General features: G+C 39.8%; 13 protein-coding genes and 1 pseudogene. 10 read left to right on the top strand and 4 right to left on the bottom strand.

Features of this window, described 5'->3' with window-relative positions:
* Positions 1 to 96: 96 nt before the first annotated feature.
* A complete protein-coding gene (locus ABZA00_RS01880; RefSeq protein ID WP_372880445.1) occupies positions 97 to 3075 on the bottom strand; it encodes a DUF748 domain-containing protein in 2979 nt (992 codons plus the stop codon).
* Positions 3076 to 3321: 246 nt separating this feature from the next.
* Here ABZA00_RS01880 and ABZA00_RS01875 point away from each other — a divergent pair, with 246 nt between their 5' ends.
* From ABZA00_RS01875 to ABZA00_RS01865, 3 genes and pseudogenes are all read left to right on the top strand, one after another.
* A complete protein-coding gene (locus tag ABZA00_RS01875; RefSeq protein ID WP_372880444.1) occupies positions 3322 to 4047 on the top strand; it encodes a DNA replication terminus site-binding protein in 726 nt (241 codons plus the stop codon).
* 167 nt (positions 4048 to 4214) lie between these two features.
* Positions 4215 to 4883 (top strand): DUF3047 domain-containing protein, encoded by a 669-nt coding sequence (locus ABZA00_RS01870; protein ID WP_372880443.1) that lies wholly within the window; start codon positions 4215 to 4217, stop codon positions 4881 to 4883.
* Positions 4884 to 4992: 109 nt separating this feature from the next.
* A pseudogene (locus tag ABZA00_RS01865) lies at positions 4993 to 5546 on the top strand (PolC-type DNA polymerase III).
* 35 nt (positions 5547 to 5581) lie between these two features.
* Here ABZA00_RS01865 and ABZA00_RS01860 read toward each other — a convergent pair.
* Complete coding sequence (locus ABZA00_RS01860) at positions 5582 to 5770, bottom strand: hypothetical protein (protein ID WP_372880442.1); 189 nt, start codon at positions 5768 to 5770, stop codon at positions 5582 to 5584.
* Positions 5771 to 5855: 85 nt separating this feature from the next.
* Positions 5856 to 6071, bottom strand: coding sequence for a TIGR02450 family Trp-rich protein (locus ABZA00_RS01855; RefSeq protein WP_372880468.1), 216 nt, complete (start codon positions 6069 to 6071; stop codon positions 5856 to 5858).
* A gap of 538 nt (positions 6072 to 6609) precedes the next feature.
* Between ABZA00_RS01855 and ABZA00_RS01850 the strand changes: the two genes are divergently transcribed.
* The 5 genes from ABZA00_RS01850 to ABZA00_RS01830 all read left to right on the top strand — a co-directional run bounded on the left by ABZA00_RS01850 (position 6610) and on the right by ABZA00_RS01830 (position 9602).
* Positions 6610 to 6858, top strand: a complete 249-nt coding sequence (locus ABZA00_RS01850) for a DUF6868 family protein (protein ID WP_372880441.1) — start codon at positions 6610 to 6612, stop codon at positions 6856 to 6858.
* A gap of 91 nt (positions 6859 to 6949) precedes the next feature.
* Positions 6950 to 7333 (top strand): rhodanese-like domain-containing protein, encoded by a 384-nt coding sequence (locus tag ABZA00_RS01845; RefSeq protein WP_372880440.1) that lies wholly within the window; start codon positions 6950 to 6952, stop codon positions 7331 to 7333.
* 29 nt (positions 7334 to 7362) lie between these two features.
* The gene (locus ABZA00_RS01840; protein WP_372880439.1) at positions 7363 to 8085 is read left to right on the top strand and encodes a glutamine amidotransferase; all 723 of its coding nucleotides are present in this window, start codon (positions 7363 to 7365) and stop codon (positions 8083 to 8085) included.
* 623 nt (positions 8086 to 8708) lie between these two features.
* On the top strand, positions 8709 to 8906 hold the full coding sequence (locus tag ABZA00_RS01835; protein WP_372880438.1) for a hypothetical protein: 198 nt from the start codon (positions 8709 to 8711) through the stop codon (positions 8904 to 8906).
* 573 nt (positions 8907 to 9479) lie between these two features.
* Positions 9480 to 9602 (top strand): hypothetical protein, encoded by a 123-nt coding sequence (locus ABZA00_RS01830; RefSeq protein ID WP_372880437.1) that lies wholly within the window; start codon positions 9480 to 9482, stop codon positions 9600 to 9602.
* Positions 9603 to 9777: 175 nt separating this feature from the next.
* Here the strand turns inward: ABZA00_RS01830 and ABZA00_RS01825 are convergent, their stop codons facing one another.
* A complete protein-coding gene (locus ABZA00_RS01825) occupies positions 9778 to 10152 on the bottom strand; it encodes a hypothetical protein (protein ID WP_372880436.1) in 375 nt (124 codons plus the stop codon).
* A 390-nt stretch (positions 10153 to 10542) separates the two neighbouring features.
* Here ABZA00_RS01825 and ABZA00_RS01820 point away from each other — a divergent pair, with 390 nt between their 5' ends.
* Together ABZA00_RS01820 and ABZA00_RS01815 are read left to right on the top strand one after the other, a co-directional pair.
* Positions 10543 to 11844, top strand: coding sequence for a metallophosphoesterase (locus ABZA00_RS01820; RefSeq protein ID WP_372880435.1), 1302 nt, complete (start codon positions 10543 to 10545; stop codon positions 11842 to 11844).
* A 918-nt stretch (positions 11845 to 12762) separates the two neighbouring features.
* Positions 12763 to 13071 carry a hypothetical protein gene (locus ABZA00_RS01815; RefSeq protein WP_372880434.1) on the top strand — a complete coding sequence of 103 codons (309 nt, stop codon included), beginning with the start codon at positions 12763 to 12765 and terminating at the stop codon, positions 13069 to 13071.
* Positions 13072 to 13198 lie beyond the last annotated feature (127 nt).

Below are 13198 nucleotides of genomic sequence, written 5' to 3'. Positions count from 1 at the left end.
GCGATTGGAGGACAAAATCTTATATATTCTAAACAATATTCTGCGCTGCGCCAACCTGCAGCTTTATGTAGATTGGCGCAAAAAGTATTAATAATATCAATGAGTCGTTAATGAAAAAGTGGTTAAGACTTTATCGCTTTCCGCACGTCCGTTTAAAGAGGGGCGAATAACAAAAACCTGATTTTCAGGCACGCTGTTATTTTTAATCAGCGCTTCCTGAATAATACTCACCCGCTGTTTGGCTAATCGCGTTAATTCCAGCGTTGCTAAAGGTTGATTGTCCAGCAGCGTTTTATAAAGTGCTGCCTCATATTCAGCGCCTGCTGCTTCCGGCCTGACTTCAGTTTGTGAGGCGGTTAGCTGAGCTTTCAGCGCGTCAACGGTTCCCTGACCGGACAGGTTGTTCAGCATCGTTTCCATGGTGCTGATCCGCTTTTCCTGCTGCGCATTATCACCTGCTTGGGCGTTTAATTTTTCAGTTAATTTCTGCTCTTTTAAGGCTAAACCATCCTTTTCTTTATCAACACTGGCATGAATTTCTAAAATTAATTGCGGACGCTTGATCAGCACTTCGGCGAGGCTGTCTAGATTCGTTAACTGTTGCGTCGTTAAACTGCTCTGGCCAAAATCGAAAGCGGCTTGATTAAGTTGCGAATCATCGCCGCCGGCTAAATTGGCCAGCATTGAAAATGGTGATGTCACCGCTTTGGTCATTACATTCATGAAAGCCTTGAGCAGCAGTCCGCCAACGGCAAAATCCGGAGAATCCATATCCCCTTTGGTGGGCAGACTAATATCTATAATGCCATTACGATCTTTAAACAGCGCAACCGCTAACTTAAGCGGCAGGTTTACCGCCTCCGGGCTATTCACTTTATTTCCCAGTTCGAAGTGCTCGAGAATCATGCGGTTGCTGCCGTTAAGCTGGCGCTGCGCAATTTGATAATTAAGCTCCAGATTTAGTTTACCCTTGTTAATCACATAACCGGCATAACGGCCGGAATAGGGGGTTAGTGTCGGCAGTTCAATCTTTTCAAATTTGACATTAATATCGGTGTACAGATCTCCGCTTAAGGGATTAATTTTACCATCGACAAACATTTTGCCATACTCATCGACGTTGCCGGTAATGTCGATATCTGCACGCTCAAGGTTGTTCATTGATAAGCCGCTGATGTTACCGTTGATATTCTCAATAGCAGTGGCAAACTCAGGTTGCAGAGAGAGATCGGCAAAAAATGCATTGCCATTTACAAACTCAATTTCACTGATGGTCAGGTCCAATGGTTGTTCGCTTTCTTTCTCAGTTGCTGCCGGTTTTTTTGCCACTGCTTTTGATTCAGCTTTTTCCTGCGCCAGACTAGAGTTCTGTTGAGCAGCAGGTGTCTGCAGTAACTGTGCAAAATTGAGGCTGCGATCTTCTGTTACGACCAGACGGCTGTAAGGCTCAGATAAACTGATTTTGTCAATGTTGATCGATAACGGGGTGAAATTCACCGTGAACGGTTCTACTGCTAACTTCTGCCAGCCGACTAAGCGTTTTCTGGCTATCTTATCTTTAGTATTAAAGTTAAGAACATTAACCGCCCCGGCAAAATTACCCTGAGTTTTTCCCTGCGCATCCACTAATAAATGCAGATCACCGGCCAGTGAAAGTTTACCCTGTTCGATATTTATTCTCGCAATATCATTCAGATAAGGCTGCAGGGAGGTTAAATCTATTGCATTTAAGTTGATTGCCGCAGTTAAGTTAAGGGGCGTTGGGGTTACTTGCCCTTTAACCTTATTAACTTCTGAATCGTTAATCTGATAAGAAAGATTAAAAGGCAGTGGATTAGTCAGTGTTTGATCTAATTGTAACAGGTCAAAGTTGATCTTATTGATGGCAATCTGCGCTTCCGTCGCCGGTACTTTATCAACGATATTTACCCGACTATTACTGACCGTTATATTGTTTATTGACCATTTGAAATGATTTTCCTCAGCAGTTGTTGTGTTTTGTTCATTACTTGCCGGCTCGGATTGAGACGCAAAAGGGGCCAGAAAAGTAAGCTGCCCTTGTTTGTCCCGTTCAATCTGTAAATTTATATCGTTAATATTGACCGCTTTTATCTGCACAAGCTGTTGTGCCAAATTAAACACGAGTGAATCCAGTGCTACTGATTCAATATCCATAAAACTGTGCGGCTCTTCTTTTAAAGCAACCTTTAATTGCTGCAGGTCAATGCTGCTATCGAACAATGCAAATTCGGGAATATCATTTTCCATGCTGAAACGATAGTTGGCTTTTACGTTTGCCAAGCCATGCAGCAGATTATAAGGTGATTGCTGGACAACATAATCCCAAAATTGGTGTGCCTTTATCCCGGCAATATCTATCTCTCCGGAAGAATCTATTGGCGCCATACCGACAACACCGGTCAATTTCAGTGTCTGTGCTTTGCCCAGAGAGAGGCTCAGTTGATATTCTGCATCATCATCTGCGGCGTAAGTAGAAAAATTTTTCAGACTGAAGTTTAGCGGGGCAATATGGTGCTTAACAGTATTTTGCGGACTATGATCCACAATGTTAACTGCACCATCAGCAATGGCGATATTATCAAACAGTAGTTTCACTAAAGCTGCGTCTGCTTTTGTCTGCTCATCGTCGATTTTTTCCGACTTGGCCGCCTGTTGCTGTACTGCCAACTGCAGGTTAGTGACACCGTTTTTGTCGATAAGCAAATTGACAGCAGGCCCTGACAGTTTCATTTCGGCAAAGGTGAAAGCACCTTCAAACAGGGAGCGCACTTCAAAATCAGCATGGTATTGTGCAAATGCGATAACAGTCTTGTTCTGCTGATCCTGAATCGCCAGGTTATCAATATCTAAAATGAAGGTATAAGGGTTAAATGTGACATTGTCTATGGTTGTCTGCCAGCCTAAATTAACCTCTACCTGTTCAATTATTTTGCTTTTCACCACCTTGGGCAAGATGATAAAACCACCGAATGTATAACTGCCAAGTAGGATAACGGCCCAGAAAAGGGGAGAGCGGTAAAAAAAACGGCTGAACATTTTTTGTAACTGTTTCACATTAAAGCCTTTTTCAGATTAAATATACGAATAGGGTATCTTAATTTCTATTAAAATAGAATCTCGCCTGCCTGCTGTTTTTCAAACAAAAACGGCTTATCTGGCTTTATCCGGTTATCACTGTTGTTACTTTTTGAGAAACTTATTTTTCTGCTAACTGGTTATTTTCAAGGGAAAAATTATAGACAGGCAAACAGACCCAACCTACAATATAAGAGAAAATATTCACCACAAAAAGGGCGGACTATGGACCAGCAATATTATTACATTAAAAATAGCGAGCAGTTAAAAGAAGATTTACTCACAGCCGTCGCAGATGTTCGCCAGGGGCTAGCCGATTTCTCTGCAGTGCTGTTGTTACAGGACAAAGAAAAACAACGCCAATCTGTGGTTTTTTCTCTTATTGACCGGGCTGATGATCAGATAGAATTTGATGTGCTGAGTTTTTTTGCAGAGAGTGCTGTCCATGAAACCCTGCATTTTATTAAAAGTTTTGAGCTGCAGAAAGACTCATCACAGGACACTAAAAAGTTAGCGGGATTTATCCAAACCTCTTTACCGGTTGAGGTGCTGGATCTGCATATTACCCGTATTAATGCCGCCAAAGACAAATGCAAAAAAATTATTACGTCAATCAAAGACGTCGATACCAGAAAGCAGGCGGATAAACGCTTTTATTTTGTCCATCATATCTGCGGTTTTACCCATTTTGTAACCAATGAATTGTACCGTCATTTAGTGCATATACTGGAGCCCGTAGACTCGATCTATTTTGGCCTGGAAAAACATAATAAACACAGCAATGTTTTTTTCCCGAAAGCCAAAGCAACCTTGCGTAATAAAGATGATCTGGACAAAGCGATAGTCCGAAAAAAACATAATTCATTGCCTATCTTTCTGGCTGAAAATAGCAGATTACAGGCTTTAAACAAAAATGGAAAAAAAGAAGCGATTAGATACAGCTATAAATAACCCATTGAACTGTATTTAATCAAGCGGATTTTTTTCAATTTTGCAAAATTACAAACAGACCCAACCTCCAATGTAAATAAACAACACGAAACTTTCATTGCTGGAAATAAAACATACACTATGCAGGTCTAATAGATGGATTGTTAAAAAATTTAACCGGAGAAATCATGAAAATAACCAGATATTTACCGCCTTTGTCCGCACTATTTCTTCTGTTTTCTGTTGGGGCTCATAGTGCCGATAAAAACCTCTATTTGGGAAATTTTTCTCAAGGGAACTTAGATAACTGGGAAGAGAAAGAGTTTTCCGGACAAACACGATACAGTATTGTTAAAGACAGCGAAGACACTACCAAGTCGGTACTTAAGGCGGAAAGCAATAATTCAGCTTCCGGCCTGTTTGTGGAAAAAAAGATTGATCTTAGCAAAACACCTTATCTGCATTGGTCCTGGAAAACAGATAAACTTTATAAAGATTTAAACGAAGGCAAAAAGCAGGGCGATGATTTTGTTGCCCGAATCTATATTGTCGTTGATGGCGGTGTTTTCTTCTGGAAAACAGAAGCGTTAAACTATGTCTGGTCATCCTCATTTCGAGAAGGTCAGGTCTGGGCAAATCCATTTACGGCTAATGCGACCATGTTTGCCATTGAATCAGGCGAAAAAAATTTAGGAAAATGGTTACATTACAGCCGTAATGTCCGGCAGGATTTAAAAAGACTAATCGGCAAAGAGGAGCGTTATATTGATGCTGTTGCAGTAATGACAGACAGTGATAATGCCGGGCAGCAGGCAACCACTTATTATGGTGATATCTATTTTTCACAAACGCCGTAAGTGCTAAAGCTCTCGAATGTTGCAATCTATTAATAAAATGGTTCTGTAACTGTCTGATGCGAATAATATTGTGGTTTTTGATTTTGAAACCACGGGACTTTCTCCAAGAATGGGCGACAGGGCTATTGAAATAGGGGCAGTGCGTATTGAAAACGGTCTGTTAACGGATCGCTTCCAGGCGCTTATGTATCCCGGGATAAGGGTGAACTCCTTTATTGAAAATTTTACCGGCATAAGCAATCAGATGCTGGCAGAAGCGGCTCCCTGCAGCGAATGATGAGCGACTTTTGTGATTTTATTGGTTATTTTAACCTGGTTGACCACAATGCCTCTTTTGATAAAAACTTTTTAGATGCGGAGTTAAATCTTATTGATAGAACTTATCCGGGTAAAATATGCTGCTCAATGTTGTTGGCAAGAAGGGTGTTAACGGCTGCACCTAACCATAAGCTAAGCACTCTGGTGGATTATCTGAATATTCAAACTCAGGGGGGATTTCACCGGGCCTTGTTCGACGCGGAAATGACAGCAAAGATTTGGCTAAAAATGCTGGAGATAATTCGCCTGGATTACGAATTAAAAACCATACCTTTTGCACTGGTTGAAAAGCTATGCAGGACACCAACAAAAAGGGTGGACTCTTTGCTGGCAAACTGGCAATGAGTTGAGTTATCAATTTCTACCACTTGGAAAAGAAACTATTTGGATTTATCTTCAGCAGATAGATCTTCATCCTTGCTTGTATTGTTTTTGTTATCATTCTCTTGTGCAAGCTTCTGCTTCATTTTTTCATGCATCGCTTCAATCAGTTTACGGTTTAATTTATCAAAATAGAGATCTTCTTCTGCCTTTCCTCTCATTTTAATTTTTTCAGTAAAGTCACCCATAATGAATGCCTCCCTCATAACACCTACCATAAGTTTAGTTCATGTTAAGAAACTACATATTGTAAAACGGTTAACAGATGCAAGGTCATTGCCAGCCAATTAACCACAAATTGCCATCTTTGAGCTCTCTCCAATCAATTTCATATTCTGCATGGTTGATAACAGCTTGAATAACAGCGCGAATAATTTTTTTATCTTCATTAAATTCAATTTCAGTTACAACAAAGTGCCGTTCTTTATTCACCACTGTTGTTTTTGTCCATTTGCTATGCAGCAATGCCTTTGGACTAATACGGTTAATTTTTTGCCTTTGAACAATTTGTGTATCAGCCATTTAACTATTCCTTTATTACATTTACTCGAGTAACTTACGTTTAAAAGCTTTAAAAAGATCAATAATTTTTTAATAAATATTTGCCTTGCACAGATGCTTCAGAATAGGTTTACAATTTATTTTTTGGCTAAAAGTTCACACTCTCATGTTGTCGGACGTGGACTTCAGTCAGGGGACCCCCAACAGTAATAAAATGCAACATATTGAATACATTAAGCTACGTTTTAATCGTAATCAGGGGCAGTGGACGAATCAGGCGACAGCCTGGGCTTATGAGCGGAGAAACTCTTTAGCCGCGTTTTTTTACTCTTAGTTTTCTGAATTTATTTTGCTCGGCTGAAGCCGAGGCCCCCTTGGTTAGTGGCAGAGTGCTATGATTTTGGTTTAAAAAAGTTGTGCTGGAGAGTTACAAGATGGTGTCTAAATTAATGAGTTAAGCTGTAATTACCTATGCACACCGACGTCGTGTGTCAACAAATCTGTAGTCAATTGCAAGTAGTAAGTTATGATCACACTTTCACAATTAACCGAGTTTTTCGGCTGGGCTTCGATTATCAATATTGCTTATCTTCTCCTGGCAACCATAGTCATTGTATGCATGAGAGGATCAATATCTTCTATTCATTGCAGGATGTTGAAAATGGATGAGAGAGAGCTCAACACAAAATATTTTGATTTTTTAAGTCATTATAAAATTGTCACTTTGGTTTTTATATTTGTACCATATATTGCTTTGAAAATTATGGGCCAGTAAATTATACAATTGAATTAGCGCGATTCTTTACCGGACGGAAACCCGCAGAGAGGTCTTGTGCATGAGGTTATATAAGAATAAGGATAATCTGATGGATCAAATTACTTTTTATAAAGCTAAATTAGAATATGAAACAGACTCCTGGGACCTAAGTGAGGCTATTGCAAATGGCGATGATGTTATTGATGCGCGCTCCCCGGAGGCATACGAACTTGAGCATATTTCTGGCGCGATTAATATTCCTCATCGTTCTATGAATGTTGATAGCACGGCACACCTTGATAAACCTAAAACTTATGTAAGCTATTGTGATGGCATTGGCTGTAATGCATCGACCAAAGCGGCTCTCAAATTAACCAAGCTTGGTTTTACGGTTAAAGAATTACTCGGGGGCTTAGATTGGTGGCTTCGGGATGGTTATGAGACCCATGGCCAAAATGGCAAAGCGGGTAAGCAAATCATATGCGGCTGTTAAACTGATAGCTGTCAAAAAGAGGAGAGAGTATGAGCCGTTTTATTATTATCAAGGCGGGAGCGACCTTCCCGAATATATCCCGCAAGTATGGTGATTTTGAGGACTGGACTCGTCAGGGGCTGGGGGTTCCGCCGGAACAGGTGCTGGTGTTCGATGCGATTCACGATCATTGTCTGCCTTGCGCAAAGGAGTTCGACGGAGTCGTAGTAACGGGATCCCATTCAATGGTAACCGATGGCCATGACTGGAGCGAACGTCTTATTAAATGGATAGCCAAATTAGTGGATTCGGGGGTGCCATTCCTCGGGATCTGCTACGGCCATCAATTACTGACAAGGGCAGCAGGTGGAACCGTAGGCTACCACCCACAGGGGCAGGAGATAGGTACTGTCGACATTGAATTGCTCCCGGAAAGTTCAACGGATCAGTTGTTTCAAGGTCTTCCTTCCCAATTTCCCGTCCACACGACACATTCTCAGACAGTGCTTTCTTTACCGAGTAACGCTATACGCCTGGCCGCTAACGCGTTCGAAAAATGTCATGCGATACGCATAGGTGAGTGCGCTTGGGGTGTACAGTTTCATCCGGAGTATGACACGCACATCATGAACTCTTATATCGAAGAACAAGCCGGGAAGCTTGAATCTGCCGGGAGGAATCTCACGGAAATCTACGGCACTGTCAGGGAGACACCTCAAGCGGCAACTATTCTGAGAAAATTTGCCGAAATTTGCAAACACGGAGATCAATAAGACCTTGCTCCACTTAGGTTTCCGGCCTAATCGTTAACAACGATAAGAAAACTTTCTAAGGAAAGCCACCCTGAACGCAATTTAATTAGTTTAAAATTAAATTGCGTCTGGTTGTTAGATATTCCCTTTAACCGACGCCACTTCATCTTTTTCCGTAATTTTCCTCAATTTTTGCACATTTTATATTTACACTTAGTGCACTCACAGACAATAACAGGGTTGAAGAAAGGTGCTAAAATATTAGAAATATCTAATAGGCAGTGCCGCATTACTGAGTCTTTCCGGCATTGCCATGGCAAAAGTATTCACCATAACGTCCCCAATTGTCGATACTGCACAGGGCCTCTGTTACAACAATGGTGAATCTATAAAGTGCCCAAGTGAATAAAAAGCTCTTTATGGGCAGGATGCCCAATACGCAGGTAATGTTCCCAACTACAAAGACAATGGAAAGGCTGCCATAACCGGCCATGTCACCGCTTAGGTGTGGATACAAAAGCTTTCAGAAGTACCCATGGACTGGTCTGCCGCTTCAGACTATTTTTAATAAAAGTATAAATGTACATATTGGAAAATTTACAATCTAATATACAAATATGTGTTTCACAAAAAAGCAGGAAGTTATGAATTTAAATAAAGTGGCTTTAATAATTGGTATAATTTGTATTTTGCTCGGCACTACAGTGTCTATTTTGGGTATATGGGGTTATATAGGAGATACCGGATTAGTTTGGCGTTCATTATCCACACTAGGCGTAGTGTTGCTCGGTGTAATATTGGCAGTTGCAATAAACAATATGACAAATAGCAAAGATAAATAGTGCGATCTTCCAGTTAATCATTTTGGGGAATAGCCCTACAACAACGGTTCCCATTTATTGTGCAGCAAAAGCTGGCTGAGTAACTTTACGGCCTGGCTCTCTAATTATTTTTCGTTAGTGGATAGTCGTGTAAATGCAATTGCGCCTGGATTCTTTGTTACAAATCTAAATAAACATATCATGGAAAAATAGGACTGATCATTAACAGCACGTTCTGAAAGAATTATTGCCGGCACACCAATGTCACGATTTGGCGATCCTGATGAATGTGCAGGAACACTACTTTATTAAAAATTGGGACAACAATAGCTAGAAATCCAACTCGTTAGTATATAATTTTCGCCTTTTTCACCAGTTTATTTGCCATACGGAACATGAAAAATAAAGTTTTGCCTGCCAGCGAGCAAAAGTGAAATATTTATTAAAATTATGTGTTTTGAATATATCTTTCCTATTTATTTGGAGTATGCTGAAAGCGTTAGTTGAGGGTTCTTAACCCCGTCTAACCACTACACTTTAGTGTAATAAACAAAGAATCAGTAATGTGCTATAACGGTCATAAAGGATAAAATCATGGCTAAAAGTCAAGATTCAAAAAAATCAGAAAAGAAAAAACCTGAAAAAACGCTTAAAGAAAAACGTATTGAAAAACAAGAAAAAAAAGCCAATAAAGGCAAAATTATCAATTTGAAATAGTTTTTTTATAGACGACCAGGCTAATTAGAAAATCACTAATTAGCCTGAAATTTTTGACTCCAAGAATAAGTTATTAGTTATTTTTTAACGCGGTAAGTGAACATATAATGGTCTGTTAAGTTTTCAATCATTCAGCAGGGCGGTTAATGAAATTTACTTGTTAAATATATTTTTTTTATTTTTCATCAGCAAATTTATAGTGAAAGAGCTTGAAAAATACAACAGTGCAGCATCGCTTTAATGTAAAGAATCCTGCACTTGATGAGCATTTATGATTATAAATATTCGTCACATGTAGCTGCTGATTGATTTCCTCTTTATTTAAAGGTACCAGCGGCTCATCAGGTGATAATCCGAGCCATTCCAAATGCTCTAGCTCTTCATCTGTCAGGCTTTTCTTGTTGTGCATCTTTAATATATGATCCCAGTTCCAAATGCCGCCAGAATCTTCCGCCGGACATATCCCGTTACCTGCAGTTACTTTAGGCAACTCAATATCCTTTTTAAGGACTTTCTCTAAGCGGATAACATGATGCCAAATCGTCTTCACTTGTCGGATAGAAATACTGCTGCGCTTTATTGGTAAACTTGTACTCCTTACCGTCAGTGCCTTGGATTTTTCTTGTCTGCTAACAAAATGAATTCAATAACAACGGGTACTTGAAATGCCAAGCCTAAAAAAAGAAAAGCGATGAATGTGCCTATACTACACTTGAATAGAAAGCGTTCTTCAATTCACACCGACCCGGGTAATTTTATTGAACTGAATACAAATCCAAGAAACTGCTCTACTTGGTATTGACCAATAAAGTTTTCAGTGTAATGGCACTGAGTGAGGCTAGAAAGAACCTGTAATGTGCATGCTATATTCAATGTCATAATCAGATCTGATGATAAATTACTGTCAGTAACTTGATGATATTTAAAGAGGTTATTAATAATGGGAAAATTAATTATACAATTGCTGGGAGTTCTTTTTTTTGTGCAGCTTGTTGCCTGTAATGATGAAGGTAATCAAGTAACAGTTGCAAGTAATAGTGATGTGCTACATCAGCTACCAGATGCTGGAGAAGAAGTAGATAGTTCAGCAATTGTCTACCTTGCAAGTGGAGATATCGATGTGGATGGCTCAATCACAGATTATCAGTGGACACAAACGAAGGGGACCAGCGTGGAAATTTTAAACGCGGATTCTGCCAACGCCTCTTTTGTCATGCCGGTTATTTTTGAGGGAGACTTATTAGGCTTCCAACTTGTCGCTACCGATAGTGAAGGCTCTACCAACACGTATAGCACCTCAATTACAGTTGAGCCCGTTTCCGTCAAAATCGCCTTTATCGGAGATTCGGGAGTCGGTGACGGAGCCAAGAAAGTTTTACAACTTATCGCTGCAGAGGGCACAGACATGGTACTTCATCAGGGTGATTTTGGTTATAATGACTATCGCATAGGTGTTGCTGTGGATCTGTTTTTTGACCAAATAGCCCAAGCGTTAGGTGAAAAAATGCCATACTTTGGTTCCATCGGGAATCATGATCATGAGTCGTTTGCTGCTACCGATGAGTGGCTAATGACAGGTGGTTACCAGGAAGGGTTTCAGACTTTACTTAAGAATACTGCAGGTGCTAAGTGCGAGGGCGATTTGGGCGTAGCCTCAGCTTGTACCTACAAAGGGATTTTCTTTGTGCTTTCTGGCATAGGTACATATCCTGATGGCAGAGATGGTCAAGATGATCCAACTCACGTTGCATATCTTCAGGAAAAGTTGGCGGCGAGTAGTGCGACTTGGAAAATTTGTTCCTGGCATAAGACAATGAGTACATTGCAAGTGGGTGGTAAACACGATGAAACTGGTTGGGCGCCTTTTAGCACATGCAGGAAAGCGGGAGCCATTGTGGCTGTCGGGCATGAACATAGTTATTCCCGAACCCATGTGTTAAGTAATTTTGAAACTCAAACCGTGGTCTCTACTAATTCAAAAAATATGAAGATAAAAGGCGGTGAAAACGGCGAGACTTTTATGTTTGTATCCGGTTTAGGTGGAAAGAGTATTAGAGATCAGGAAAGAACTACTAATAATGAGCATTGGGCATCCATCTATACTAGTACCCAAGGTGCGACTTATGGTGCCTTGTTCTGCACTTTTAGATCTAAAGGAGATCCCGATCGCGCAGATTGTTACTTCAAGAACATTGCCGGACAGGTGATAGATGAATTTACTATTTTCAAAGAGGAAGGTTAACAGTACGTTTAACTATCAGATTGTAAACGTTAATATAGTTACCTTAACGGCAGAAGGTTTGCTGTTAAGTTTTGTGACTCATTAAATGGCGTTATTGAAAAATAATGCCATTAAACTAAATGATAAAAGGGTGCTTTCAGCAGAGTAACGAATAAACAAGTGAATAGATATTCGGATTTATAATGACGGAACAACTGCCTTAACAAACGCAATAAGCTGGTGTGCTGATGTTAGAAAAGATATTTTCTCACTCCCATGCTCTACTTGGGAATAGCAATGCGATTAACAAGGATGACAACAATGAATACCAATTATTTATTTCCAAAAGTATTTATTTCCAAAAGCTAATTATCCTTTTCATTATAAATACATTTATTTACTGACCAATATGGTCACAGGTAAAGATATTAATATGTCACGTGTTGATATGGAAATATTGTCTTTAGCATTAGGCCATGAAGAACAGATATTATTTCAGTCAGTTTCTTGCTGCTCGACTATAAACTAAAAGTTGAAAAGCATTATTACCGATGGCCTTGCATTAAAAGTCGCAGTAAAGAAACGAATTAAAAATACAAACTCAGAAATAGCGAACGATACAAACAAAGCGGTTGCTGATCTTGTCATGTCCCAATGCCAGATCAAAATAGATGGATTTAATCGCCAGCAATAAGTCATTTAAAAAAAACAGCAGCAAGAAAAGTTGCAGCAACAGAAAGAGAAATTAAGATAACCAAAAATTGCACATTAGAAAAATCATATTGATTTTCAGATTTTGATATCGCTGATGTGATCAAAAACTCCAGAGTCGCAAAGCTACTTAACCAACTACGCCATAAAGAAATTGAGAATAAAGACCTGCAATGGTTAGATGAGGTTGGTTTGCTAACGAGATTATTTTCAGAAAAAAGTTTACATATGGCCAAGCAATACTTAGTTAATTGGCAGACTAAACATACCCCCTGGGAATTGGTTAATGCCAGTGCTGCTTATCGAAAACTAGAACTTCCCAACGCCATTAAAGTAACACTCGATGATCACCATACATTTAAGTTTTCTAAGAGTAATGACAAATTGAAATCTGCGTTACTCACCACTTATGGTGGCGTTTGCCGAGACACAAAAGAGCTCACCCGTTCTTTACCCCTGGGTCATGAAGCGCATCAAGTAACGCCATTAAATTTTAGACCTTTTACCTTACTCTGTGCAGTTTATTTATCCATTTAGATGAAAAACACCGTCATTCATGGCGGTGATGAAAATCATTGTTGCGAAGCATTAACGTTACTTAGGTCTATTTTGTTGCTCGATATAAGTCGTCAGGGCATCTAGCGCAGCACCGCCACATGATCCG

The sequence above is a fragment of the Psychromonas sp. genome, from assembly GCF_041586535.1.
Lineage (GTDB): Bacteria > Pseudomonadota > Gammaproteobacteria > Enterobacterales > Psychromonadaceae > Psychromonas.
The sequence above is the reverse complement of the archived record's forward strand: the minus strand, read 5'-3'. Positions and strand labels throughout refer to the sequence as shown.

Coding starts and splice junctions, on each gene's coding strand:
- ABZA00_RS01875 (WP_372880444.1), top strand. CDS start 3,322: ATGGACCAGCAATATTATTACATTAAAAATAGCGAGCAGTTAAAAGAA.
- ABZA00_RS01870 (WP_372880443.1), top strand. CDS start 4,215: ATGAAAATAACCAGATATTTACCGCCTTTGTCCGCACTATTTCTTCTG.
- ABZA00_RS01860 (WP_372880442.1), bottom strand. CDS start 5,770: ATGGGTGACTTTACTGAAAAAATTAAAATGAGAGGAAAGGCAGAAGAA.
- ABZA00_RS01850 (WP_372880441.1), top strand. CDS start 6,610: ATGATCACACTTTCACAATTAACCGAGTTTTTCGGCTGGGCTTCGATT.
- ABZA00_RS01845 (WP_372880440.1), top strand. CDS start 6,950: ATGGATCAAATTACTTTTTATAAAGCTAAATTAGAATATGAAACAGAC.
- ABZA00_RS01840 (WP_372880439.1), top strand. CDS start 7,363: ATGAGCCGTTTTATTATTATCAAGGCGGGAGCGACCTTCCCGAATATA.
- ABZA00_RS01835 (WP_372880438.1), top strand. CDS start 8,709: ATGAATTTAAATAAAGTGGCTTTAATAATTGGTATAATTTGTATTTTG.
- ABZA00_RS01830 (WP_372880437.1), top strand. CDS start 9,480: ATGGCTAAAAGTCAAGATTCAAAAAAATCAGAAAAGAAAAAACCTGAA.
- ABZA00_RS01820 (WP_372880435.1), top strand. CDS start 10,543: ATGGGAAAATTAATTATACAATTGCTGGGAGTTCTTTTTTTTGTGCAG.
- ABZA00_RS01815 (WP_372880434.1), top strand. CDS start 12,763: ATGGCCAAGCAATACTTAGTTAATTGGCAGACTAAACATACCCCCTGG.